The sequence below is a fragment of the Xanthomonas hortorum pv. pelargonii genome, assembly GCF_024499015.1.
Lineage (GTDB): Bacteria > Pseudomonadota > Gammaproteobacteria > Xanthomonadales > Xanthomonadaceae > Xanthomonas > Xanthomonas hortorum_B.
In genome coordinates this window covers 2393708-2414497 of record NZ_CP098604.1, presented here as the reverse complement: position 1 = coordinate 2414497, position 20790 = coordinate 2393708, and the positions used below count along the sequence as shown (strand labels likewise).

15 protein-coding genes and 2 other RNA genes are annotated in these 20790 nt (G+C 65.6%); 13 read left to right on the top strand and 4 right to left on the bottom strand.

What is annotated here, in order from left to right; translation table 11 throughout:
* Nucleotides 1-170 precede the first annotated feature (170 nt).
* Nucleotides 171-2471 carry a TonB-dependent receptor gene (locus NDY25_RS10585; protein ID WP_251755174.1) on the top strand — a complete coding sequence of 767 codons (2301 nt, stop codon included), beginning with the start codon at nucleotides 171-173 and terminating at the stop codon, nucleotides 2469-2471.
* Between the two features lie 97 nt (nucleotides 2472-2568).
* On the opposite strand, the gene NDY25_RS10580 is transcribed toward NDY25_RS10585, so the two are convergent.
* Nucleotides 2569-2645: non-coding RNA, sX9 sRNA (locus tag NDY25_RS10580), on the bottom strand.
* Nucleotides 2646-2722: 77 nt separating this feature from the next.
* On the opposite strand from NDY25_RS10580, the gene NDY25_RS10575 reads away from it, so the two are divergent.
* Complete coding sequence (locus NDY25_RS10575) at nucleotides 2723-3823, top strand: glycerophosphodiester phosphodiesterase (RefSeq protein ID WP_168959008.1); 1101 nt, start codon at nucleotides 2723-2725, stop codon at nucleotides 3821-3823.
* Between the two features lie 79 nt (nucleotides 3824-3902).
* Here the strand turns inward: NDY25_RS10575 and NDY25_RS10570 are convergent, their stop codons facing one another.
* Nucleotides 3903-4691, bottom strand: coding sequence for a rhomboid family intramembrane serine protease (locus tag NDY25_RS10570; protein ID WP_168959009.1), 789 nt, complete (start codon nucleotides 4689-4691; stop codon nucleotides 3903-3905).
* An 847-nt stretch (nucleotides 4692-5538) separates the two neighbouring features.
* Nucleotides 5539-6495, bottom strand: a complete 957-nt coding sequence (locus NDY25_RS10565) for a TerC family protein (protein ID WP_168959010.1) — start codon at nucleotides 6493-6495, stop codon at nucleotides 5539-5541.
* Nucleotides 6496-6813: 318 nt separating this feature from the next.
* On the opposite strand from NDY25_RS10565, the gene NDY25_RS10560 reads away from it, so the two are divergent.
* The 3 genes from NDY25_RS10560 (at nucleotide 6814) to NDY25_RS10550 (ending at nucleotide 8486) form a co-directional block, all read left to right on the top strand.
* A complete protein-coding gene (locus tag NDY25_RS10560) occupies nucleotides 6814-7980 on the top strand; it encodes a class I SAM-dependent rRNA methyltransferase (protein ID WP_168959011.1) in 1167 nt (388 codons plus the stop codon).
* 72 nt (nucleotides 7981-8052) lie between these two features.
* A non-coding RNA gene (locus NDY25_RS10555) (sX9 sRNA) lies at nucleotides 8053-8129 on the top strand.
* 39 nt (nucleotides 8130-8168) lie between these two features.
* Nucleotides 8169-8486, top strand: coding sequence for a hypothetical protein (locus NDY25_RS10550; RefSeq protein WP_115041082.1), 318 nt, complete (start codon nucleotides 8169-8171; stop codon nucleotides 8484-8486).
* 89 nt (nucleotides 8487-8575) lie between these two features.
* Here the strand turns inward: NDY25_RS10550 and NDY25_RS23150 are convergent, their stop codons facing one another.
* The gene (locus tag NDY25_RS23150; protein WP_256627926.1) at nucleotides 8576-8716 is read right to left on the bottom strand and encodes a hypothetical protein; all 141 of its coding nucleotides are present in this window, start codon (nucleotides 8714-8716) and stop codon (nucleotides 8576-8578) included.
* A gap of 375 nt (nucleotides 8717-9091) precedes the next feature.
* On the opposite strand from NDY25_RS23150, the gene NDY25_RS10540 reads away from it, so the two are divergent.
* From NDY25_RS10540 to NDY25_RS10505, 8 genes are all read left to right on the top strand, one after another.
* Nucleotides 9092-9679: an RNA polymerase sigma factor gene (locus tag NDY25_RS10540; RefSeq protein ID WP_168959012.1), complete on the top strand. Its 588-nt coding sequence runs from the start codon at nucleotides 9092-9094 to the stop codon at nucleotides 9677-9679.
* Between the two features lie 2 nt (nucleotides 9680-9681).
* Nucleotides 9682-10665, top strand: coding sequence for a FecR family protein (locus tag NDY25_RS10535; RefSeq protein ID WP_256627925.1), 984 nt, complete (start codon nucleotides 9682-9684; stop codon nucleotides 10663-10665).
* A 147-nt stretch (nucleotides 10666-10812) separates the two neighbouring features.
* Nucleotides 10813-13581: a TonB-dependent receptor gene (locus NDY25_RS10530; RefSeq protein ID WP_256627924.1), complete on the top strand. Its 2769-nt coding sequence runs from the start codon at nucleotides 10813-10815 to the stop codon at nucleotides 13579-13581.
* A gap of 11 nt (nucleotides 13582-13592) precedes the next feature.
* A complete protein-coding gene (locus NDY25_RS10525) occupies nucleotides 13593-15728 on the top strand; it encodes a penicillin acylase family protein (RefSeq protein ID WP_233366570.1) in 2136 nt (711 codons plus the stop codon).
* A gap of 82 nt (nucleotides 15729-15810) precedes the next feature.
* Nucleotides 15811-16287 (top strand): hypothetical protein, encoded by a 477-nt coding sequence (locus NDY25_RS10520; protein WP_023905845.1) that lies wholly within the window; start codon nucleotides 15811-15813, stop codon nucleotides 16285-16287.
* A gap of 138 nt (nucleotides 16288-16425) precedes the next feature.
* Nucleotides 16426-17682 (top strand): dipeptidase, encoded by a 1257-nt coding sequence (locus NDY25_RS10515; RefSeq protein WP_168959015.1) that lies wholly within the window; start codon nucleotides 16426-16428, stop codon nucleotides 17680-17682.
* A gap of 456 nt (nucleotides 17683-18138) precedes the next feature.
* Nucleotides 18139-19449 carry an MFS transporter gene (locus tag NDY25_RS10510; RefSeq protein WP_168959016.1) on the top strand — a complete coding sequence of 437 codons (1311 nt, stop codon included), beginning with the start codon at nucleotides 18139-18141 and terminating at the stop codon, nucleotides 19447-19449.
* A 25-nt stretch (nucleotides 19450-19474) separates the two neighbouring features.
* Nucleotides 19475-20644: a glycerate kinase gene (locus NDY25_RS10505; protein ID WP_256627923.1), complete on the top strand. Its 1170-nt coding sequence runs from the start codon at nucleotides 19475-19477 to the stop codon at nucleotides 20642-20644.
* Nucleotides 20645-20790 lie beyond the last annotated feature (146 nt).

Genomic DNA, 20790 nt, shown 5'->3' with positions numbered 1-20790 from the left:
GGAAGAGTCCGCAGATTACGACGCGCAGATGACATGTGCATGCCAGCGCAACGCAGCACTGGCGCGGGATACGCAGCGACTGTCGCAGCACTGTCATGTCCCGGTCGCATCGGCGCAAGACAGCTGTCGCACGCTTGCCGTCATCTTTTGACTCGTCTCCCATGCCGCTCATGCCCAAGACCCATCTCTTAAGTGCCGCCGTTCTTACCGCGCTCGTGTTGTCGCCGGCTGCCCATGCCGCCGATCCCGAGGTGACTGCCGACACTGGCACGACTGTGCAGCAACTCGATGCGGTCTCGGTGATCGGCCAGGGCGAAACGCGTCAGGTGCAGCGCATCACCCAGCAGGACATTCCGGTGTTGCCGCCTGGCACCAGCATCCAGAAGCTGCTCAACCGCATGCCGGGCGTCAACGTGCAATCCAACGATGCCTTCGGTGCCAACGAAGAGTCGCAGACCATCAGCCTGCGCGGCTTCAACGGCACGCGCCTGGGCTATACGCTCGACGGCCTGCCACTGGGCGACAACGCCTGCGGCAACTACAACGGCCTCAACATCAGCCGCGCGCTGATCGCCGAGAACTTTGGCGGCGTGGAGCTGGCCTCGGGTATCGGTGCGCTGGGCACCGCCTCCACCAGCAACCTCGGCGGCACTATCCAGTACTACTCGGCCGATCCGTCCAGCGTGTTCGGCGGGCAGGTATCGCAGACGCTGGGGTCGGATGCCAACCGCCGCACCTTCCTGCGTGTGGACACCGGTGACTACAACGGCTTTTCGGCATATGTGTCGGGCATCAACGCCGAAGCCGACATGTGGGCGCGTCCGGATTCGCCGACCACCACGCGGCAGTTCAATGCCAAGGGTGTGTACCAGTTCGACGGCGGCAAGCTGACCGCGTTCGCCGATACCTCGCGTACCTCGCAGGCGGATTATTCGTATCTGTCCAAGAGCGGCATGGCGCGTGGCCTGGGTTGGGACTGGAATCTGTACGCGCCGGACTGGAACCGCGCATTGGCCGCGGCGTATTGCGCACCGGCCACGCGGAATGCGGCACGCTGTGGTTTCAGTGGCGGCGTGGACAACGTCGACGATGCCTATTACCAGAGCCGCGCATTGCGCGACGACGATCTGTTCTACGTGGCCGGCGACTTCCAGCCCAACGATGCGATCAGCCTGCACACCCAGGTCTATCACCACGAAAACAAGGGTCAGGGCCACTGGTGGTCGCCGGGCCAGGCGTCCAATCCAGGCACGCCGCAGGCATTGCCGATCTCGATCCGCAGCACCAATTACTGGATCAACCGCACCGGCGGCATCGCCTCGCTCGGTTGGAATCTGGGCCCGCATCACCTCGAAGCCGGGCTGTGGTACGAGCGCAACCACCACGATGTGGAGCGCAATTTCTACTGGATCGATGGGCCGGTCAGCGACGACAAGTTCCTGCAGGATCCGGACCGCCGGTTGTTCTCGCAGAACTACGTCATCACCACCCGGCAGTTCTACGTGCAGGGCAACTTCAAGTTCTTCGATGAGCGCCTGAGCGTGGATCTGGGCATCAAGAGCCCGAGCACCGAAATGACCGCACGCGAGACACCGGGCATCGCAGTGGAAGCGCCGGTGGCGACCGGCTCGATCAAGGCCAGCGAGTCGGTACTGCCGCAGATCGGTTTGGGCTATCGCCTGGCCGAAGGGCAGGAAGTGTTCGCCTCGTACGCGGAAAACATCGCCGCCTTCCAGGGCGGCGGCGCCGGCGGTCCGTTGCTGGTGACCCAGGCCTCGTTCGATGCCAGCGTTGGTGCGCTGGAGCCGGAAAAGTCGCGCACCATGGAAGCCGGTTATCGCTTCGTGCGCGATCACTTCGAAGCCTCGCTGGTCGGTTATGACGTCACCTTCGATAACCGTCTGCTCTCGCTCAATCCCTGCGCCAGCATCCAGCAGGGCACCACGCCGGCGTGCACCACGCGGTTCTTCAACGTGGGCTCGGTGAGCAGCCGCGGTGGCGAACTGACCGTGATCTGGAAGCCCACCAGCTACCTGCAGTGGTACAACTCGGCCTCGATCAACCGTTCGACCTACGACGACAACTACGTGCAGAACGGTGTGACCATTGCCACTGCCGGCAAGACCACAGTGGATACGCCCAAGCGCATGTTCGCCAGCGAAATCGCCTTCAACTATGCCAACTGGAACGTCAATCTGCGCGGCAAGTACACCGGGCAGCGGTATTACACCTACACCAACGACCAGGGCTTTGGTGGTTACACCTCGTTCGATGCAGGCGCCGGGTACGACTTCGGCCAGGCCGGCGTGCTGCAGGGGCTCAAGCTCTCGCTTAACGTCACTAACCTCACCGACAAGCGTTACGCGTCCAACCTCACCGCGTTCGCCAACAGCGACCCGAATGGGCGTCAGTTGGCGTTCCATGCCAGCGCGCCGCGGCAGGTGTTTTTGACGCTGGATGCGAAGTTCTGAGTTAGGGATTGGGGAATCGGGATTGGGGATTCGTAACAGCGGGCCTTGTTGCTGCTTACTGATCTCCGATGCCGATCAACGTGGATAGTTTTAGAGTGGCTGACAAGACTTAGCGCGTGGCTGTCAGGCGGGTGCGGACGATGTGGAGGAAGCGGGGGTGTACGCGTCGTACATGCCGCAACGCCAATCGGCCGCGTTTGCCTGGCGATCACGCCTTGGTTTTGATGGCTGCTTTTTCGTTGGAGAAATGCATGATGCAGATCCACCGTGTTCTAGTGTTGGGAGCGATGATGGTCGGCATGAGCGGCCCCGCAGTTGCAGAAGCGCCGTTGGCGAAAACGGTGCAGATCTTTGCGCACCGTGGTGCCAGCGCGTTGCGCCCGGAACACACGTTGGCCTCGTACGCCAAGGCCATTGTCGATGGCGCCGATTTCGTCGAGCCGGATCTGGTGTCGACCAAGGATGGCGTGCTGGTGGCGCGGCACGAGAACGAGATCGGCGGCACTACCGATGTGGCCAGCCACCCTGAGTTCGCCGCGCGCAAGACCCGCAAGACCATCGATGGCCAGCCGATGGAAGGCTGGTTCACCGAAGACTTCAGTCTTGCCGAATTGAAGACGTTGCGCGCGCGCGAGCGGCTGCCGCAACTGCGTGGCACGCGTTGGGATGGGCAGTTTCAGATCGTGACCTTCGACGAGATCATCGATTTTGTCGCGGCCGAATCTGCAGCGACCGGGCGCACGATCGGGCTGATTCCCGAGATCAAGCACCCGAGCTATTTCAGTGCGCTGCATCTGGCGATGGAAGACAAGGTGCTGGCGAGCTTGCGTGCGCATGCGTACACGCAGAACGCGCCGGTGGTGATCCAGTCGTTCGAGACCGGCAATTTGCGTGACCTGCGCGGCAAGATCGGACGCACCAGCAACATCCGTCTGCTGCAGTTGCTGGGTGGCGCGCAGATGGCGCTGCCCGATGCGGGTGTGGGCAACGCGCCGCGCACGTATGGCCAAATGGTGACGCCCGAAGGGCTGAAGCAGATCGCCAGCTATGCCGATGCGATCGGCCCGGACATCCGCAGCATCATTCCGTTGGACGCGCAGCAACGGCTGGGCACGCCGACCAGCCTGGTGCACGACGCGCATGCGGCTGGATTGCAGGTGCAGCCGTATACGTTCCGTCCGGAGAATTATTTTCTGGCGATCAACAATCGCAGTGCCGGCGCGGTGACCGAGCGTAACGAGGCGGGCGCTTTGGCCGAGCTGAAGGCGTATCTGGATGCCGGTATCGATGCGTTCTTTGCCGACGATCCGGGACTGGCGCGGCGTGCGTTGAACGCGCATACAACGCGTTAAACGCATATGCGGTCTGTAGGAGCGCGCTTGCGCGCGATGAAGCGTTCCCGATGACGCCCCATCGCGCGCAAGCGCGCTCCTACGCTCCTGGCGGTCGTTCGCGCGGCGGGAAATGCAGCACCACGTTGTGCGAGCCGTCTTCCTGGCGTTGCCATAGCACCGGCACCTGGCGCGGCGGCGGCGGTTCCAGCACGTCGCGCTCGGCGGTGCTGACTTCCCAGGCGGCGTCTTCGTCCTCGTCGTCCCAGCTGTAGCGCGGCTTGGCTTGTTGCGGGTCGCGCAGGCGCAGCAGCAGTGCGGCGATCAGGCCGGCCACGGCGCCGCCCAGGTGCGATTGCCAGGACACGCCGGCTTCGTGCGGCAGGATGGTCAGCAGCATGCCGCCGTAGAACAGGAAGGCGATCATGCTGGTGGCGATCGCCGGGCGGTCGCGGCGCAGCAGGCCGAGCACGAACACCAGAAACATCAGCCCGTGGGTGACGCCGCTGGCGCCCAGGTGGCGGCTGCCGGGTTCGCCCAGCAGCCAGGCGCCCAGGCCCGAGCCCAGCCACAACAACGGTAGCGCCATGGCGGTGGCGCGCGGATACACGCTGCCGGCCAGCGTGCCCAGGATCAGCAGGGCCGCCGCGTTGGCGCCCAGATGCGCGAGCGAGCCATGCAGCAGCGGTGCGGTGAGAATGCCGAGCAGGCCGTCGGCCTGTAGCGGTGCCACGGCCCAGGCGCGCCAGTCGAACATGCCCTGGGCGGTGAATACCGCCACCAGCAGCAGCACGGCGGCCAGGCTGAAGTTGAAGGCACGCAAGACCCGGGAGCGATCCAGGCGGTCTTGGGTGGTGGCGTCGGCGGTGGCAACAGGGTGCGATGTCATACCTTCACGGATGGCGTCACCCGGGTTTTTTACAAGCCTATCCGGCGCGGGATAAGCAGGCCCGGCGACGGGATAATCCACTCCCGGCGACGATCTTTTGCGCATCACCCTGCGCCAGTGACCGGGCAAGGACCAGTGGAGATGGTCGGTGTGCATGTTTTCAACAAAGCAGCCGACCAACTGTCTGGTGCGGTGTCCTCGCCGATTGCGGGACCGTGTGGCGGCATGGATGCCGCCACCGAGCCTCCACGGACGGATTCACGGCGTGTCCCGCGAGCGGTGAGGGCACCGCGCCCTCGACTCACCTAGCTTTTGACTGTTGATCTGTCGCTTGGCTGCATGGCCCTTGCCCGCCCACCGTCGCGGGACACGCTGCAAGTACGTCCTTGTAAGCTCTTACGCGGCATCCATGCCGCGTAAGGTCCCGGGACGGTGGGCGGGCAAGGACCAGTCGAGATGGTCGGTGTGCATGTTTTCAACAAAGCCACCTACAAACTGTCTGGTGCGGTGTCCTCGCCGCTTGCGGGACCGTGTGGCGGCATGGATGCCGCCACCGAGCCTCCACGGACGGATTCACGGCGTGTCCCGCGAGCGGTGAGGGCACCGCGCCCTCGACTCACCTAGCTTTTGATTGTTGATCTGTCGCTTGGCTGCGAGGTCCTTGCCCGCCCACCATCGCGGGACACGCTGCAAGTACGTCCTTGTAAGCTCTTACGCGGCATCCATGCCGCGTAAGGTCCCGCGACGGTGGGCGGGCAAGGACCAGTCGAGATGGTCGGTGCGCATGGTTGGGAGCAGTGCATGCGGCGCTGCCATTTACGAATCCCCAATCCCCAATCCCGGCCCGTCAGTGCCGCGCCGGCTTTGGCGGACGCAGCAGGCTCAGCACGATGGTGAAGATCAGGATCGCCACCACCGCCGCCAGCGAGACCAGCACCGGGATCTTGTACAGATCGATGATCATCATCTTGGTGCCGATGAACACCAGGATCACCGCCAGGCCGTATGGCAGCAGGTGGAAGCGGTCGGCCATGCCGGCCAGCAGGAAGAACATCGCGCGCAGGCCCAGCACTGCGAACACGTTGGAGGTCAGCACGATGAACGGGTCGGTGGTGATCGCGAAGATCGCCGGAATGCTGTCCACCGCAAAGATCACATCGATCACCGCAATCAGGATCAGCACCACGAACAGCGGCGTGAACCAGCGCTTGCCGTCCTTGATCACGCTCAGCGCGTTGCCGTCGTACTGCGGGCTGAGCCGCAGATGGCCGCGCATCCAGCGCAGCACCGGGTTGGCTTCCAGATCCGGCTCCTTGCCGGCGGAGAACCACATCTTGATACCGGTCAGCAGCAGGAACGCGCCGAACACGTATAGCAGCCAATGGAACTTGGTCAGCAGTACCGAGCCTGCAAAGATCATGATCGCGCGCAGCACGATGGCCCCCAGTACGCCGATGATCAGCACGCGCTGGCGCTGTTCTTCGGGCACGCCGAAGTAGGTCATGACCATCAGGAACACGAAGATGTTGTCGACCGCCAGCGATTTCTCCACCAGATAGCCGGTCAGGAACTCCAGCCCGATCCGGTCGGCCGCCGCGTCGCCCATGCTGCCCTGCAGGTACCACCACAGCCCGGCGTTGAAGGCCAGTGCCAGCAGCACCCAGCCGATGCTCCACCAGGTGGCTTCCTTGAAGGTCACCTTGTGCGCGCCGCCATGGCGCATCAGCACCAGATCGACCATCAGCGCCACGATCACCACGATCGCGAAGCCACCCCATAACCAGACATTGCCAATGGTTTGCATAAAAGAATCCCGAAAAGTGAAACGACCTGGACAGCCGGTGGGCTGAGGCCTTGTGACACGGAAATCGTGGATTCCGGGTGACGGACCTTCGCCTGCGCGGCGAAGGTCTCGCTCGCAACCGGTGTGGGCCGGTTGCCGTTGCACCGGAGCGCCTGATGACAGGGCTCGTAATGACGGCGACAACGCTGGAGCGACTTCCCGAACGATGGCATGACCGCTGCGACGTTCTGTTGGCCGTTCCTGGGAGCTACTCCCCTTCTGAGCCCGATTCTGCGTTGCGGGCTCAGGCACGTCAATCCAGCCGGATACAATGGGCGGATGAATACTCCTGTCCCCGTCGTCCGACTCAAGAATGCGTGGCGCTCCAGCCACCCGTGGATCTTCCAGAAGCTGGTGGAAAAGCCCGCCGCCAAGCCCAAACCCGGCACCATCGTCGATGTGGTCGGCGTGGATGGGGAGTGGATCGGCCGCGGCTTCTACAACGGTCATTCGCGCATCGCCGTGCGCATCCTGGAAACCGATCAATCGGTGCCGGTGGATGCGGGCTGGTTCTCGCGCAAGATCGCCGCGGCGGTGAGCCTGCGCCGCGACTGGCTCAAGCTCGATGGCGTGTCCGACGCCTGGCGCGTGGTGCACAGCGAAGGCGACGGCCTGTCCGGCCTGGTGGTGGACCGCTATGGCGACCTGGTGGTGGTGGAGTTCTTCGCCGCCGGCATGTTCCGCCATCGCGAATGGATCTACGAGGCGCTGCGCGAGCAGTTCCCGGGTTGCCGCTTCCACAGCTTTGCCGACGAACACGTGCAAAAGCAGGAAAGCTTCGATTTCCACAGCAACACCACCACCGAAGCGGCGGTGATCACCGAGTACGGCATCAAGTTCCGCGCCGACCCGGCCGGTGCGCACAAGACCGGGTTCTTCGCCGATCAGCGCGAAAACCGTCAGTGGCTGAGCGAGCAGGTCAAGGACAAGACGGTGCTGGATCTGTGCTGCAACACCGGCGGCTTTGCGGTGTATGCGGCCGCACGTGGCGCCTCGGAGGTGCTGGGCGTGGACATCGACGAGGATGTGATCGCGTTGGCCAAGGGCAATGCGAAGCTCAACAACGTGCGCCCCAAGTTCGTGCAGGCCGACATCTTTCCGTGGCTGCGCGATGCGTCCAATCGCGGCGACCAGTTCGATGTGGTGATCCTGGACCCGGCCAAGATGACGCGCGACCGCGAGCAGGTGATTCCGGCGTTGAAGAAATACCTGGACATGAACAAGCTGGCGTTGGGCGTGGTCAAGCCCGGTGGCCTGTTCGCCACGTTCTCGTGCACCGGGCTGGTGGCCGAGCAGGAATTTCTGGACATGCTGCGCCGCGCCTCGTATTTCTCCGGGCGCACCATCCAGATCCTGAAAGTCGCCGGTGCCGGCCCGGACCATCCGTTCATGGCGCACGTGCAGGAATCGCGCTATCTGAAGGCAGTATTCTGCCGCGTGATCTAGCGCGGCGATCAAGAGCGACTAACAAACTACTGCGCGGCCGCCAGACGGGCGCGGCCGGTGCTCGGAATCGGCATGTACCACCCGTACACTCCGGTTCTGAGCGCGCCGTCCACGCCCACCTGACGACTGCTCGCTACGTTTTGTTAGCCGCTCTAAAAAACGCAGTCAACCCGTGGAGCGGCCAGTCGATGACACCGGACGATGACGAACGCAAGGCGCTGACCCGGTTGCTGCGTGAGATCGAGCGGCCCAATGCCAGTCTGCTGGCCAGCAACTGGCCGGTATTCGGCGTGTGGCTGCTGTTTTCCGGGGCCTTCATGTATCTGTTCCAGACCGGCAGCGGCTCGCCGTTGCATCCGTTGCTGCTGGCGCTGGGCTCGACCTGTCTGGGCGTGTTCGGCGCGTGGATCGTGTTCCGTTCGGTGTGGGCGCGGCAGTGGCCGCATGTGCGCGAGCACATCGATGTCGAGAGCGTGCGTGCGCGTTTGGCCGAGCTGGGCGACTGAAACCGCGTGTCACAGGCCATTCCCGGCCTGCGCGTATCGGTCACATCAGGCGATGACCTGCGGTTGGTTGCAGCTGCAGCGGTAACCGATCACCAACCCGCCGGCCGCGCGGTGATGTCCGACACCGCCTGGTGCAGATCGGCCCCGAATTCGGGATTTGTCATGGTCTCCGGATCGACATAGCCGTAGAACACGCCCGGCCCCCATAAACACCGTACTCGCTTGCGCATTGGCGCCGATCGTCGCGCCCGGATGCCACACGGTCAGACCGCCAAGTACCGCATTGCCGTGCACGGCTGCGCCCATCACCGTGGCGTGGGCAGTCGCGTGGCAGCGCGCTCTAGTGCGTGGCGCGCCTGCATAACCCAAAGCAGTCAGGTCATTGCCAACGGCCATTTCGTTGGCCGCATCTGACCGGACATTGTCGATTTCTGACGCGATCTGCGCGGGTAGTGCCATCGCAGCGAACCACCCGTCGGATGGCATGGCGGAGGTGCGTCGCTGACGCATCGTGACTTCAAGAGCAGGTCATTCGCTCGAATCCCCCGGAGAACGCAATGACTTCCTCACTTCGACGTGCGGGCACGTCAGCGGCCGCGCCCTAGATGCCGGCCATCGATTCCCAGCGTGCCACCTGGCTGGCGACGCAGATCCTGCCGCACGAGCCGGCGCTGCGGCGTTGGCTGCGCAAGCACGCCCCTGGCACCGTCGATTGCGACGATGTGATCCAGGAGACCTACGCCATCCTGGCCGGGCTGGGCGAGGTCGGCCATATCGCCAACCCGCGCGCCTATCTGTTCACCGCCGCGCAGTCGGTGCTGTTGCAGCAGGTGCGCCGCGCCAGAATCGTTTCGATCGAAAGCGTGGCGGAAATCGAGCGCCTGGACATCACACAGGACGAGCGCTCACCCGAGCGCCACGCCATTGCCGGTCAGGAGCTGCGCCGCATCGGCGAAGCGCTGTCGGCACTGCCGGACAAATGCCGCCAGGTATTTCTGCTGCGCAAGGTCGATGGACTGTCGCAGCGCGAGATCGCCGCGCGGCTCGGAATCAGCGAGAACACCGTGGAAAAACACATCGTGAAAGGATTGCGCCTGCTCATGGCCCGCATGGGCCATACCCGCGCATCTGCACCGGCCGCCGCACACGATGCGCTGCCCACGCGCCTCGCCGACCCGCAACGCGGCAGCTGAGCATGCGCACCATCGACGACATTGCCGCCGCCTGGGTGGCACGCGAGGATGGCGACCGGCTCACGCCGGCCGAGCGCGTACAGCGCGACCGTTGGTTGGCCGAAGACGTACGTCATCGCGGTGCGTATGCACGTGCGCACGCGGTGCATCTGCATTTCGATCGCGCGCGTGCGTTGGGCCAGGGTTTTACCGCCGAAGCGACGCAGGCACGGCGCACGCATCGACGCGGCACCTGGCTGGCCGCACTCGCTGCCAGCGTGGTCGCTGCGGCCACCGGCATGCTGGCATTGCAGCAGTCCGTCCCTGGACATGGCGCGCCGGGCAATGCAGCGCCCGGTAGCGGCCATCACCTCACCCGCATCGGCGAGGTGCTGCGGCTGCCGCTGGAAGACGGCTCGGCAGTGACGCTCAACTCCGGCTCGGAAGTAGTGGTGGAGTACCGCGCCGACCGGCGTCAGATCCAGTTGTTGCGCGGCGAGGCTTTGTTCGACGTGGCCAGGGATCGCCATCGTCCGTTCGTGGTGATGGCGGCTGGCTCGGAAGTGCGCGCGGTCGGCACCAGCTTCAGCGTGCGCCGCCGGCAGGACGATGCAGTCAAGGTCCTCGTGCGCGAAGGCACCGTCGAAGTGGATGCCGACCAGCGCGTACCGCAACGGGTGGCAGCCAACATGTTGGCGATGGTCAGCCCGACGCGGGCAGTGCAGCTGCAGCCGCTGGATGCGCAACGCGTGCAGCAGCTGTTGGTCTGGCGCGACGGCATGATCGCCTTCGATGGCGACACGCTGGCGCAGGCCGCTGCCGAATTCGCCCGCTACAACGACATGCGCATCCTGATCGACGACCCCGCCGTGGCGCGACGCACCGTGGTCGGCCTGTACTCGGCCAACGATCCGGAAGGCTTCGCACGCTCTGTCGCACTGAGCATGGGCCTGCAGATCGAGCACACCCGTGGCGGCATCCATCTGCGCGGGGCAATCGCGCAGTGATGCGTATCGATCGGCAGCGCTGCCGCCAGCACCTGCGATGGGTCCATGGCGGAAAAGCGGCGGCGACGCATCGAACACACAGGGGAGCCAGACAGCAACGGTGACAGCGATCAAACAGCGGCGCACGCGCGCCCGCGGAGAACAGTGATGCAGGCAGCAACAAGGCGTTTGAGCAAGGCCATCGGCACGGCCGTGGCGATGATGGCAGCGGGCCATGCGTTGGCCGCCTCACCGCAGGGGCGCACGTTCTCGCTGCCGGAGAGCAATGCCGTGGTGGCGTTGCCGGAGTTCGCACGGCAGGCCGGCGTGCAGATCGTGGCGCCGGGCGAGTATCTGCAGCAGGTGCGCACGCCGGCCGTGCAGGGCACGCTGGAATCGCGCGCGGCACTACGGCAATTACTGACCGGCACCGGATTGAGCGTGGTCGAAGACGACGGCGAGCGCATCACGCTGGCCTCGGCGCAGCCGATGACGGCCGCCTTGCACGGCCATCCCGGCGTGGGCTATGCACAAGTGGACGCACCCGCGACCACGCCGCCCGCAGACGCCGCAGTCGGCAATCTGGACGCCGTGGTGGTCACCGGCGCGCGCGGCGTGCAACGCACCGTCACCGAAAGTCCCACCCCGATCGATGTGATCGGCGCGGCGGAACTGGAAAAGACCGGTCGCCCGGGCCTGCTCTCGGCGCTCAACGATCTGGTGCCTTCGTTCAATGCGCCAGCCAAATCCGGCAACGGCACCTCGTATGTGATCGCCACCGGCGGCCTGCGCGGGCTCAACCCGGATCACACCCTGGTGCTGGTCAACGGCAAGCGCCGCCACCGCACCGCCAGCATCAACATCGCCGGCATCGTCGGGCGCGGTTCGGTGCCGGTGGACATGAGCCTGATCCCGGTGTCGGCGGTGGACCATATCGAAGTGCTGCGCGATGGCGCCGCTGCGCAATACGGCTCGGATGCGATCGCCGGCGTCATCAACATCCTCCTCAAGTCCGATGCCGACGGCGGCAAGGCCGACCTCCTGTGGGGCCAGAACATCGACCGCGCCGATGGCGACAGCAGCAGCGCCAGCATCGGCAAGGGCCTGGCGCTGGGCAGCGACGGCTTCGTCTATCTGGCCGCCGACGCCCGCTATCAACAGACCTCCAATCGCGCGGTGCCGGTGGCCGACGATTACCGGCTGTACTACCCGGTCAACGGCCAGCCGGACCCGCGCGAGGCCAGCGCCGACCGGTTGATCACGCGCAACTTCGGCCAGCCCTGGCAGAAGGGCGCCAACCTGTCCTACAACGCCGAACTCGGCCTGGGCGGCGACCTGCGCGGTTATTCCTATGCCACCTACAGCCGCCGCCTGAGCGACCTGGAATGGTCGTTCCGCAATCCCAATGCCAACAACACGCTGCAAGAGATCTACCCGGACGGTTACAGCCGGCGCCTGCGCATCGACGAGACCGATTACGAGTTCACCGCCGGCATCAAGGGCCTGTGGGGCGAGTGGGATTGGGACCTGGCCACCAGCTACGGCAGCAACGCCTCCGAACGCGACGGGCTGCACACGCTCAACGCCAGCCTGGGGCCGACCAGCCCCACTGAGTTTTATCTCGGCCAGCTGACCTCCACCGACTGGACCACCAGCCTGGACATCACCCGCGGCCTGCAACTGGCCGAACGCCCGCTGCAGGTATCGCTGGGCGTGCAGCACCGCTACGAAAAATACGAGATCCAGGCCGGCGAGCAGGCGGCGTATGCGGCCGGCAGCTACGTGTTTCCGGCCGGCCATCCGCGTGCCGGGCAGGCACCGCCGCCGGGTGCGCAGGGCGCAATCACCTTCCAGCCCGACGAAGCCGGCAGCCTGCATCGCAACAGCGGCGCAGCCTATGTCGACCTGACCTGGGACGTGGCCGACAGCGTGTCGCTGGGCCTGGCCGGCCGCTACGAGCGCTTCGACGATTCGGCCGGCGACACGGCAGTGGGCAAGTTCACCGCACGCTGGGCCATCACCCCCACCTTCGCGCTGCGTGGCGCCGCCAGCACCGGCTTCCGCGCGCCGGCATTGGCGCAGGCCTTGTACGCGGCCACCAACAGCAGCTGGCGCACGCTGGACAACGGCGATCGCGAGTTGTTCCTGGCCAAGACGCTGCCGGTGGATTCCCCCGCCGCGCTCGCACTCGGTGCCGAACCGCTGAAGCCGGAAGAATCCACCAACGCCAGCATCGGCTTCACCTACAACCCCACCCGCGCGCTCAGCCTCACCGTGGATGCCTACCGCATCGATCTGGACGATCGCATCGGCATGACCGGCTACATCACCGGTGCAGCGATCACCGACCTGCTCACCCGTGCCGGCGTGTCCGGGGTCGACAGCGCGCAGTACTTCACCAACGCCATCGACACCCGCACCGAAGGCGTGGACGTGGTGGCGACCTGGCGCATGGAAGCCGGCGACTGGGGCCGGGTCAACTGGAACCTGGGCTACAACTACAACAAAACCGAGATCACCCGCATCGCCGACAACCCGGCCGCACTGGACTCGCTGGGCGCCGGCTACGAACTGTTCGACCGTGCCTCGCGCGGCTATCTGTCGCGTACCCCGCGCAGCAAGTTGCTGCTGGGCGGCAATTGGGTGATCGGCGACTTCGCGCTCAACGTGCGCGTCAACCGCTTCGGCAGCTTCGACGTGCTGGAGAACAACCCGGCCAACGACGAGCACGTGCCGGCCAAATGGATCACCGATCTGGAGGCGTCCCATGCACTGTCCAATCGCATCACCTGGACGCTCGGCGCCAACAACCTGTTCAACCAATACCCCAAAAACATCGGCGTAGTCGCCAGTACCGGCAGCGGTTTCTACGTCACCAGCGTGCCGTATGGCTTCACCGGCGGGTCCTACTACACCAAGTTGACGTACACCTTTTGAGGAGTGATCCAGTGCCGCAATTGTCTTTGATGCGGGCGCGTTCGCGCAGCGCGTTCACCTACGCAGGGTTGCTGTTGATCGCGCTGGTATGCGCACCGATCGCTGCTCTCGCCAGCGCCGGCAAGGACAAAGGCGAGATCCTGTGGGATCGCTACGGCGTGCCGCATGTCTACGCCAGGACCGAGGCCGGCACCTTCTACGGCTTCGGTTGGGCGCAGACGCACAGCCACGGCAATCTGCTGCTGCATCTCTATGGCGAAGCGCGCGGCCGCGCCGCCGAATACTGGGGCGACACCTACATCGAACAGGATCGCTGGCTGGCCAGCAACGATGTCTACGCGCGCGCGCAGCAGTGGTACCGGCAGCAGGATCCAGGCTTTCGCGCCGATCTGGACGCATTCGCGCAAGGCATCAACGATTACGCCGCCGCACACCCGGATGCCTTGGACGCCGAGGTCAAGGTGGTGCTGCCGATCACCGGCGTGGACGTGGTGGCGCATGCGCACCGGCTGATGAATTACGTCTACATCGCCTCGCCTGCAAAAGTGCTGGGCGAGCCGCCCAAAGACGGCCAGGCGCGCGACGGTTCCAACGCCTGGGCGCTGATGCCCAAGAAGACCCGCGACGGCCACGCCATGCTGCTGGCCAACCCGCATCTGCCCTGGGGCAGCGGCTTTTTCACCTATTACGAAGCGCATCTCAACGGGCCCGGCGTGGATCTGTACGGCGCTACCCAGGTGGGCCTGCCGATCCTGCGCTTCGGTTTCAACAAGCAACTGGGTTTCACCAATACGGTGAACACGCTACTGGGCCAGACCACTTACAAACTCACACTGTCGGGCGAGGGCTATCTGCTGGACGGCAAGGTGCTGCCGTTCAAGCGTGAGACCAGGACCTTGAAGATCCGTCAGGCCGATGGCGCGCTGAAGGAAGAGGCGCTGCAAGTTCGCCAGAGCGTGCACGGCCCGGTGTTCGAGCGTTACGACGGAGCCACCGTGGCGCTGCGTGTGGCCGGCCTGGATCGGCCCGACATGCTCAAGCAGTACTGGGACATGGGCAAGGCGCAGGATTTTGCGCAGTTCCAGCGCGCGCTGAAACAGCTGCAGGTGCCGATGTTCAACATCGTCTATGCCGACAAGGCCGGCAACGTGCTGTTCCTGGACAACGGCATCCTGCCCAAGCATGCGCAGGGCGATTTGAAATACTGGAGCAGGCTGGTGCCGGGCGATACCGCGTCCACGTTGTGGAGCGAGGTGCACGGCTACGACGAGCTGCCCAAGGTGATCAACCCGGCTGGCGGTTTCGTGCAGAACACCAACGACCCGCCGTGGCTGGCGAGCTGGCCGCGCGTGCTGGAACCGAGCGCCTTCCCCGCGTATGTCGCACCGGTCGGGCCGATGTCGTTGCGTGCGCAGAACTCGGTAAAGATGCTGGCCGAACACGACAACATCGACTTCGACCAGTTCGTCGCGCTCAAGCGCACCGCGCAGGCGCTGGCGGCCGATCGCACATTGCCGCAGCTGTACGCTGCCGCCGCAGACAGCACCGATCCGGACATCCTCGCTGCGATCGCCGTGCTCAAGGCCTGGGACCGCCACTTCGAAACCGATAGCCGCGGCGCGTTGTTGTTCGAGGAATGGGCGCGCTTGTTCACTGGCGATGCGCGTTACCTTTCGCAAGCCGGCTATGCCACGCCGTGGTCGCTGGCCGCGCCATTGACCACACCCAGCGGCTTGAAGGACCCGGCACTGGCGCTGCGTCAACTCAAGCAGGCCGTGACCAGCACCAAACAGACCTATGGCGCGATTGATCGGCCGTACGGCGAGGTCTCGCGTTTCCATCTGGGCGAGGTCGATGTGCCTGGCCGCGGCGGTTTCGGCAACCTGGGCGCGTTCGATGTGATCACCTGGAATCCGCCCAACGCCGATGGCCAACGCCTGCCGCAGCACGGCGAAACCTGGGTGTCGCTGGTGGAGTTTTCCACGCCCATCAAGGCCAAAGGCTTGATGAGTTACGGCAATGCCAGCCAGCCCGGCTCGGCACACATCAGCGACCAGCTCGAGCTGCTTTCCAAGGGCGAGTTCCGCACCTTGTGGACCACCCGCGAGCAGGTCGAACAGCACCTGGAATCGCGCACCGACTTCTGACCATCACCTTCCGACGATGGCCCCACCTGAAGCCGCCACCCGGCATAACCGCCTGACATCCCAGCATCCAAGGACACTGCCCATGCGCACCTTTCTGACCACCGCCTTGTTCGCCATCGCAACGCTGACCGCCACCTCCACCGCATTCGCGGCCGACCCGCACGATGGCGCCTGGACGTTGGTGGAATCCAAATCCAATTGGAGCGACGGCAAGTTCCCCAAGGGCATGCGCCTGACCATCAACGTGCAGTTCTCCGACAACCGCATCGAATACCACTCCATCAACACCACCCGCCCGGCCACCCCGTACAAGGTCGATTACGTCACCACGCTCGATGGCAAACCCAGCCCGCTCAACGAGCAGGCGCGCTTCAACCAGATCGCGGTGAGCAAGACCGGTGCCGATACCTACCAGATCCTCAAGATGAAGGACGACGACGTGATTGTCGGCGAGTTCTGGACGTTTTCTGCCGACGGCAAGACGCTGATCCGCAATGGCGTGGGCAAGTCGCCGGAAGGCAAATCCAAGGCCTATCACGAGTTCTTCGAGCGCAAGTGATGCGTTGTGCGTGGTCGCAGGCGCTGGTGTCTGCGACTGCGCATCGCAGCGCGCCGCGCCGCGCCCCGCGTTCTGCGCAGAGATCGGCCGATCCTTGCGCGGCTATGATCGATCCACCCCCACCTTCTGCGAGCCGCCATGACCCTGCACCGCCTGTGCACCGCCATCTTCCTGAGTCTGGCCGTGGCTGCACCCAGCCACGCGCTGGAGTTTTCCAAGGCCGAGCTGGCGCGCGCCACCGCCTTGCAACAGCGCCTGGTCACGCTGGATTCGCATCTGGATACGCCGGCCAATCTGGAGCGCCCCGACTTCGACGTCTTGCAGGCGCATGCCGGCAACCGGCTGTCGCAGGTGGACTACCCGCGCATGGTCGCAGGCGCGCTCGATGGCGGCTTCTGGGCGGTCTACACCGGGCAAGGCGATCGTAGCGCGGCGGCGCATTTGCGCGACCGCGATGCCGGCCTGCAGCGGCTGATGAAGATCCACACGCTGCTGGCCGCGCAATCGCAGCAGTTTGCCTTCGCCACCACGCCCGCCGATGCCGCGCGCATCAAGGCCGATGGCAAGCGCGTGGTGTACATCAGCATGGAAAACGCCAGCCCGCTGGTGGCCGACCCTACGCTGCTGAGCTTCTATTACGCGCAAGGCCTGCGCCTGATGAGCACCGTGCATTTTCTCAACAACGAGTTCGCCGATTCGGCCACCGATCCCAAGGGCCCGGAGTGGAAGGGCTTGAGCCCCGCCGGCAAGCAACTGGTGCAGCAGGCGCAGGCGCTGGGCATCGTGATCGATCAATCGCACGCCTCCGATGCGGTATTCGACCAGTTGATTGCGCTATCGCCAGTGCCGATCGTGCTCTCGCACAGCGGTGCGCGTGCGGTCTTCAACCATCCGCGCAATATCGACGACGCACGCTTGAAGGTGTTGGCCGCGCATGGCGGCGTGATCCAGGTGAATTCCTATGGCGGCTATCTGGTCGACAGCGGCGCCAGCCCCGAGCGCAAGGCCGCCGAAAAGGCGCTCACCGACCAGTACGGCGGTTGGGAACACGTCAAGATCGCCGACGGCACCGCCCTGAGCGCCGCACTCAAGGAGCTGGATGCGCGCTACCCGATCAAGCGGGCGACCGAAGAGGATTTCTTCGCCCATCTGGAGCATGTGCTCAAGCTGGTCGGGCCCGAGCACGTGGGCATCGGCATGGACTGGGACGGCGGCGGTGGCGTGGTCGGCCTGGAAGACGTCTCCAAGCTCCCGCGCATCACCGCCTGGCTGCTGCGCAAGGGCTACACCGAACAGCAGATCGCCGGCATCTGGGGTGGCAACCTGTTGCGGGTGATGGGCCAGGCGCAGGCGTATGCGGCGGGGAATCGGGAATCGGGAGTATGGAATCGGTAGAGCGGGTTGTGCGGGGAGTCGGGAGTCGGGATTTGGGATTCGCAAAGCCAAGGCGGTCTACCGTGCGGGTGCGGGTGCGGGGTGCTGCGTCGGCTCGGCGGTATGGGGTATCCGCGCGTTGCCGCACTGGCTTCTCTGCCGGACGGGCTGACCGGGTGACTGGAGTGCACCGGCGCTGGCCGTCAGCCAGACGGTGACCTGGCCGTCGCCTTATTGGGCCAGCCAGCCCTGCATCCAACAGCATGATCGCCGTGGCGTTTTTCCTGGCCCGGCACGCGCCGAGCGTGCCCCCGATGGAAGTTGGGCATTTGCACAAAAACTCACACCTGCCTGCCCGCAAACAGGCAGCACCCTGACGATGCTTCCGGGAAAACGCTCAATCTAGAATGCGCCGACCCCCGAGTGTGGCGCCGCCGCGCCGTGCACCGGTGGGCCCACCGACTGCTGGAGCGTGCGATGACCCAAGCCACCCGGCCCCTGCCGCCCCCCGACGGTATGGGCCCGACCTACCGCAAGATCCTGTGGCGGCTGATCCCGTTCCTGTTCGTCTGCTACCTGTTCAATTACCTGGACCGGGTCAACGTCGGCTTCGCCAAGTTGCAGATGCTCGGCGACCTAGGCATGAGCGAGACCGTGTATGGGCTGGGCGCGGGCATTTTCTTCATCGGTTACCTGGCCTGCGGGGTGCCGAGCAATCTGATCCTGCAGCGCATCGGCGCGCGCCGCTGGGTGGCGATCATGATGGTCAGCTGGGGCCTGCTCTCCACCTGCCTGATGTTCGTGCGCACCCCGGCCGGCTTCTACACCCTGCGTCTGCTCACCGGCGCGGCCGAAGCCGGTTTCTTCCCCGGCATCGTGCTGTATCTGACGCGCTGGTTTCCGCGCGCCCAGCATGGCCGGGTCATGACCGTCTTCATGTCGGCCATCCCGATCTCCGGGGTGCTGGGTGGGCCGTTGTCGGGCTGGATCCTCAGCCACTTTTCGGCCGGGCAGGGCGGTCTTGCCGGTTGGCAATGGATGTTCCTGCTGCAGGGCCTGCCCACGGTGCTGCTGGGCATCGGGGTGTGGTTCCTGCTCAGCGATGGCGTGCAGCAGGCGACCTGGCTAGATACGCAGCAGAAACGGGCACTGACTCGCGCGCTGGCAGACGACGAAGCACGCAAACCGGCCGGCGCCTCCACCTCGCTGGGCGCGGTGCTGCGCAACCCGGCGGTGTGGATGCTGGGTACGGTGTACTTCTGCATCCAGAGCGGGGTGTATGCGATCAACTTCTGGCTGCCCTCGATCATCCAGGGCAGCGGCGTCACCGACCCGACCCGGATCGGCCTGATGAGCGCCATCCCGTATCTGGCCGCAGCGGTGTTCATGGTGCTGATGGGCCGCTCGGCCGACCGCCGCGGCGAGCGTCGCTGGCATCTGGTGATCCCGTTGCTGATGGGCGCAACCGGGCTGTGCATCGCCGCCAGCGTCACCGACAACCTGGCGCTGGCCCTGTTCGGCATGACCCTGGCCACGATGGGCGCGGTCAGCGGCTTGCCGCTGTTCTGGCCGCTGACCAATGGCTTTCTCACTGCCGCCGCCGCGGCCGGCGGGCTGGCGCTGATCAATTCCACCGGCCAGGTTGCCGGCTTCGTCAGCCCGTATCTGGTGGGCTGGATCAAGGACACCACCCACAGCACCGAGCTGGCGCTGTACGTGCTGGCCGGCGCCATGCTGCTGGGCGCCGCGCTGGTGCTGCGGGTGCCGGCGCGCGCGGTGAACCAGTGATGCGCCCATTCAAGCGAGTGTCCCCATGAAGATCGTCATCGCCCCCGATTCCTACAAGGAAAGCCTGTCCGCGCTGCAGGTGGCCACCCAGATCGAGGCCGGCTTCCGCGAGGTGTTCCCCGACTGGCGGTACCGCAAGGTGCCGGTGGCCGATGGCGGCGAAGGCACGGTCGACGCGCTGGTGGCGGCCACCGGCGGGCGGGTGATCGCCTGCACGGTCAGCGGCCCGCTCGGCAGCCCGGTGCCGGCGTTCTTCGGCCTGACCGGCGACGGCCGCACCGCCGTGATCGAAATGGCCGCCGCCAGCGGTCTGGCGCTGCTGCCGCCGGCCGAGCGCGCGCCGCTGCGCACCAGCACGGCCGGGGTGGGCGAGTTGATCCTGGCCGCGCTGGATGCCGGCGCGCGGCGCTTCATCATCGGCATCGGCGGCAGCGCCACCAACGACGGCGGCGCCGGCCTGGCGCAGGCCTTGGGCGTGCGGCTGCTGGATGCGCAAGGCGCGCCGATCGGCCCGGGCGGCGGCGCGCTGGCCGCCTTGGCGCGCATCGAGACCGACGGCCTGGACGTGCGCCTGCAGGACTGCCAGTTCGAAGTGGCCTGCGATGTGGACAATCCGCTGATCGGCCCCACCGGCGCCTCGGCCGTCTTCGGCCCGCAGAAAGGCGCCACCTCCAGCATGGTGCGCCAGCTCGATACCAACCTGCAGCACTACGCAAATATCTTGCAGCGCGACCTGGGCGTGCAGCTGCACGACCTGCCCGGCGGCGGTGCGGCCGGCGGCCTTGGTGCAGCGCTGGTGGCCTATCTGGGCGCGCAGTTGCGGCCCGGCGTGGAGATCGTGGCGCAGGCGCTCGGGCTGGAGGCGCTGGTCGCCCAGGCCGATCTGGTCATCACCGGCGAAGGCCGTCTGGACAGCCAGAGCCTGCACGGCAAGACCCCGGTGGGCGTGGCGCGGGTGTCGTTGCGGCATGGCAAGCCGGTGATCGCCATTGCCGGCTGCCTGGGCAACGGCGCCGCGCTGCTGCATGGCCACGGCATCGATGCGATGTTCGCAGTGGTGCATCGCGCCTGCACGGTGGAACAGGCGCTGGCCGAAGCCGCCAGCAACGTGCGCATTGCCGCGCGCAATGTGGCGGCGGCGCTGCAGGTGGGCCAGGCATTGGCGCAGGTGCCTGCGGGTGCCGACGTGCAGTGACGGCAGCGCGCGGGTGCGTCGCACGGGCCGTGTTCATGCGGCTCATCTCGACGCGGCACGAGAGTGAGGTTGCATGCCTGATGCGTGCGACCGATGCGCATCGGTCGGTGGTGCTGGCCTGGTTGGTACGAATTGCCTGCAGCTTC

What these genes read in the sequence shown, in the direction of transcription:
- NDY25_RS10585 (WP_251755174.1), top strand. Translation starts at nt 171, where the DNA reads ATGCCCAAGACCCATCTCTTAAGTGCCGCCGTTCTTACCGCGCTCGTG.
- NDY25_RS10575 (WP_168959008.1), top strand. Translation starts at nt 2,723, where the DNA reads ATGATGCAGATCCACCGTGTTCTAGTGTTGGGAGCGATGATGGTCGGC.
- NDY25_RS10570 (WP_168959009.1), bottom strand. Translation starts at nt 4,691, where the DNA reads ATGACATCGCACCCTGTTGCCACCGCCGACGCCACCACCCAAGACCGC.
- NDY25_RS10565 (WP_168959010.1), bottom strand. Translation starts at nt 6,495, where the DNA reads ATGCAAACCATTGGCAATGTCTGGTTATGGGGTGGCTTCGCGATCGTG.
- NDY25_RS10560 (WP_168959011.1), top strand. Translation starts at nt 6,814, where the DNA reads ATGAATACTCCTGTCCCCGTCGTCCGACTCAAGAATGCGTGGCGCTCC.
- NDY25_RS10550 (WP_115041082.1), top strand. Translation starts at nt 8,169, where the DNA reads ATGACACCGGACGATGACGAACGCAAGGCGCTGACCCGGTTGCTGCGT.
- NDY25_RS23150 (WP_256627926.1), bottom strand. Translation starts at nt 8,716, where the DNA reads ATGCGCAAGCGAGTACGGTGTTTATGGGGGCCGGGCGTGTTCTACGGC.
- NDY25_RS10540 (WP_168959012.1), top strand. Translation starts at nt 9,092, where the DNA reads ATGCCGGCCATCGATTCCCAGCGTGCCACCTGGCTGGCGACGCAGATC.
- NDY25_RS10535 (WP_256627925.1), top strand. Translation starts at nt 9,682, where the DNA reads ATGCGCACCATCGACGACATTGCCGCCGCCTGGGTGGCACGCGAGGAT.
- NDY25_RS10530 (WP_256627924.1), top strand. Translation starts at nt 10,813, where the DNA reads ATGCAGGCAGCAACAAGGCGTTTGAGCAAGGCCATCGGCACGGCCGTG.
- NDY25_RS10520 (WP_023905845.1), top strand. Translation starts at nt 15,811, where the DNA reads ATGCGCACCTTTCTGACCACCGCCTTGTTCGCCATCGCAACGCTGACC.
- NDY25_RS10515 (WP_168959015.1), top strand. Translation starts at nt 16,426, where the DNA reads ATGACCCTGCACCGCCTGTGCACCGCCATCTTCCTGAGTCTGGCCGTG.
- NDY25_RS10510 (WP_168959016.1), top strand. Translation starts at nt 18,139, where the DNA reads ATGACCCAAGCCACCCGGCCCCTGCCGCCCCCCGACGGTATGGGCCCG.
- NDY25_RS10505 (WP_256627923.1), top strand. Translation starts at nt 19,475, where the DNA reads ATGAAGATCGTCATCGCCCCCGATTCCTACAAGGAAAGCCTGTCCGCG.